Origin of the sequence: Rhizobium sp. R635, from assembly GCF_002211285.1 — a bacterium.
GTDB lineage: Bacteria > Pseudomonadota > Alphaproteobacteria > Rhizobiales > Rhizobiaceae > Rhizobium.
Genome location: NZ_LOKX01000031.1, coordinates 1 through 3,827 on the forward strand (window position 1 = coordinate 1; position 3,827 = coordinate 3,827).

The following is a 3,827-nucleotide window of genomic DNA, read 5'->3' on the forward strand; positions in this document are numbered from 1 at the left end:
GCTTATTTCATCATAACACGAAAGGCCGCTTTGCGGGCGGCCCTTTTTTCGGCTTTGGGCCGTTGGTTTGTTTTGAGAAGATTATTTAGTTGCGTTTTGCAGACCTGGCAGCGACCTACTCTCCCGCGTCTTAAGACGAAGTACCATGGGCGCAGGGGCGTTTCACGGCCGTGTTCGGAAAGGGAACGGGTGCAGCCACCCCGCCATAACCACCAGGTCGGCAAAGCGCAACTTATGTTTGAGAAGCTGGATTTGAAGCGAATAGGGAGTAGTGAGTAGCGAATAGTTTCGCTGCTGCCCTATTGCTGGTTTTGAACACGTCTTTGGAGCGATTTGGGAGCAACTATTGGCTACTCCCTATTCGCCATTCGCTATCAATCCGGACGAAGGCAGAGCCTTCGCCTTGGCAGGACGAATGCTTCGCATTCGCCTTGAGATGAGCATGAACAATGAGAACGATCAAGCCGATCGAGCTATTAGTACCGGTAAGCTTCATGCGTTGCCGCACTTCCACACCCGGCCTATCAACGTGGTCGTCTTCCACGGCTCTGATAGGGAACACTCGTTTTCAGGTGGGTTTCCCGCTTAGATGCCTTCAGCGGTTATCCCGTCCATATATAGCTACCCTGCTATGCCCTTGGCAGGACAACAGGTCCACCAGAGATATGTCCATCCCGGTCCTCTCGTACTAGGGACAGATCCTGTCAATATTCCTACACCCACGGCAGATAGGGACCGAACTGTCTCACGACGTTCTGAACCCAGCTCACGTACCGCTTTAATTGGCGAACAGCCAAACCCTTGGGACCTGCTCCAGCCCCAGGATGCGATGAGCCGACATCGAGGTGCCAAACAACCCCGTCGATATGGACTCTTGGGGGTCATCAGCCTGTTATCCCCGGCGTACCTTTTATCCGTTGAGCGATGGCCCTTCCACGCGGGACCACCGGATCACTATGACCGACTTTCGTCTCTGCTCGACTTGTCAGTCTCGCAGTCAGGCGGGCTTATGCCATTGCACTCGACGACCGATTTCCGACCGGTCTGAGCCCACCATCGCGCGCCTCCGTTACTCTTTCGGAGGCGACCGCCCCAGTCAAACTACCCACCATACACTGTCCCGGACCCGGATGACGGGCCGCGGTTAGACATCCATGACGATAAGGGTGGTATTTCAAGGATGGCTCCACGGAAACTGGCGTCCCCGCTTCAAAGCCTACCACCTATCCTACACATGCCGACACGAATGCCAGTGTAAAGCTATAGTAAAGGTGCACGGGGTCTTTCCGTCTGACCGCAGGAACCCCGCATCTTCACGGGGAATTCAATTTCACTGAGTCTATGTTGGAGACAGCGGGGAAGTCGTTACGCCATTCGTGCAGGTCGGAACTTACCCGACAAGGAATTTCGCTACCTTAGGACCGTTATAGTTACGGCCGCCGTTTACTGGGGCTTCGATTCAAAGCTTGCACCTCTCCTCTTAACCTTCCAGCACCGGGCAGGCGTCAGACCCTATACGTCGTCTTGCGACTTCGCAGAGCCCTGTGTTTTTGATAAACAGTCGCTACCCCCTGGTCTGTGCCACCCCAAAATACTTGCGTAAATTGGGGTCACGCTTCTTCCGAAGTTACGCGTGCAATTTGCCGAGTTCCTTCAACATAGTTCTCTCAAGCGCCTTGGTATACTCTACCTGACCACCTGTGTCGGTTTCGGGTACGGTCTATACGGTGGAGCTATTTCCTGGAACCGCTCCGCTGCCCTGATAATCCAATAAACCAGAACAACTTGTGCAATCCGTCACTACCACCAGGCCCACGAATATTAACGTGGTTCCCATCGACTACGCGTGTCCGCCTCGTCTTAGGGGCCGGCTAACCCTGCTCAGATTAACTTTAAGCAGGAACCCTTGGTCTTTCGGCGAGAGGGTCTCTCACCCTCTTTATCGTTACTCATGTCAACATTCGCACTTCCGATACCTCCAGGAGCCCTCACGGGTCTCCCTTCATCAGCTTACGGAACGCTCCGCTACCACGTGTATTGCTACACATCCTCAGCTTCGGTGCATGGCTTCAGCCCCGTTACATTTTCGGCGCAAAGACCCTTATTTAGACCAGTGAGCTGTTACGCTTTCTTTAAATGATGGCTGCTTCTAAGCCAACATCCTGGTTGTTTTGGGATCCTCACATCCTTTCCCACTTAGCCATGACTTGGGGACCTTAGCTGGAGGTTAGGGTTGTTGCCCTTTTCACGACGGACGTTAGCACCCGCCGTGTGTCTGCCGAGTAGTACTCCCCGGTATTCGGAGTTTGGTTAGGATCAGTAAGACGGTGAGTCCCCATAGCCCATCCAGTGCTCTACCCCCGGGGGTATTCGCTCGACGCTCTACCTAAATAGATTTCGCGGAGAACCAGCTATTTCCGAGTTTGATTGGCCTTTCACCCCTAGCCACAAGTCATCCCAATCTATTGCAACAGATGCGGGTTCGGTCCTCCAGTTGGTGTTACCCAACCTTCAACCTGCTCATGGCTAGATCACTCGGTTTCGGGTCTAATGCAACAAACTATATCGCCCTATTCAGACTCGCTTTCGCTTCGCCTACACCTACCGGCTTAAGCTTGCTTGTTACACTAAGTCGTTGACCCATTATACAAAAGGTACGCCGTCACCCTCTCAGGCTCCGACTGTTTGTAGGCATCCGGTTTCAGGTTCTATTTCACTCCCCTTGTCGGGGTGCTTTTCACCTTTCCCTCACGGTACTTGTTCGCTATCGGTCATGCACGAGTACTTAGGCTTGGAGAGTGGTCTCCCCATGTTCAGACAGGATTTCTCGTGTCCCGCCCTACTCTAGGACAATCGTGATATCTACGCGTACGGGGCTGTCACCCACTACGGCCGCACTTTCCAGAGCGTTCCACTTTAATCACAATTGCCACTGGCCTGGTCCGCGTTCGCTCGCCACTACTTGCGGAGTCTCGGTTGATGTCCTTTCCTGCAGGTACTTAGATGTTTCAGTTCCCTGCGTTCGCTTCTTACACCCTATTTTATTCAGGTGCAGATACCTTATCACAATGCTTGGAAACCATTCGGGTTTTCACTCACGCTTGTTCTGCACTTCGTGCAGCGCTGCGTGGGCGCGCCGGACGACCGGCGACGCGCTCTGCGCTGTATTGGGAAGTCCCATACAGGCCAGAGGCCGTCGGCGATCGTTCGCCGTAACGTCGGGTCGAAGACCCGACAACCAGAATGATTTTCCAAGCATTTAAGGTGGGTTGCCCCATTCGGAGATCCATGGATCAAAGCTCATTCGCAGCTCCCCACGGCTTTTCGCAGCGTATCACGTCCTTCATCGCCTGTGCATGCCAAGGCATCCACCAAATGCCCTTACGACACTTAATCGTTCTCATTGCCAATGCTCATCACTTAGCCGTCGCCCCAACGGGACGAACGGCGGCCCGGGTTACCTTTTACAACCCAAACCACTCAATGATGCCATCGACGTGTTCGACCTGATCACTTTATTGGAGCTACGCCGAGCAGCTCGCTTGTGTCAGGTCTTAAGACCAGCTTCTCGAGATATGATCCGATACCGCGCGGTCAGGCAACGGTAATCCGATCGTTCATCAGACGGCACCCAAAGGCACCGAACAATAAACGATCCAGAGCGACAAGCTTCCTACCTACCTCCAGTCCCTCCACCATATCCGGCCGGCTAGGCCATCCATGGTTTCACAAGAACTGGGCTCGGACGCCATGGGCCAAAACCCACGACACCTGGAAGCCTCCAGATCAATCTTCTCTTCACAATGTATGCAGAACAGGCATCAGGC

At 53.7% G+C, this 3,827-nt stretch carries 2 rRNA genes; both read right to left on the bottom strand.

The window, feature by feature from the left end:
* Window positions 1-102 precede the first annotated feature (102 nt).
* Window positions 103-217, bottom strand: a 5S ribosomal RNA gene (rrf, locus tag ATY78_RS19565).
* Window positions 218-455: 238 nt separating this feature from the next.
* Window positions 456-3,396 (bottom strand): 23S ribosomal RNA (locus ATY78_RS19570).
* Window positions 3,397-3,827: the final 431 nt, after the last annotated feature.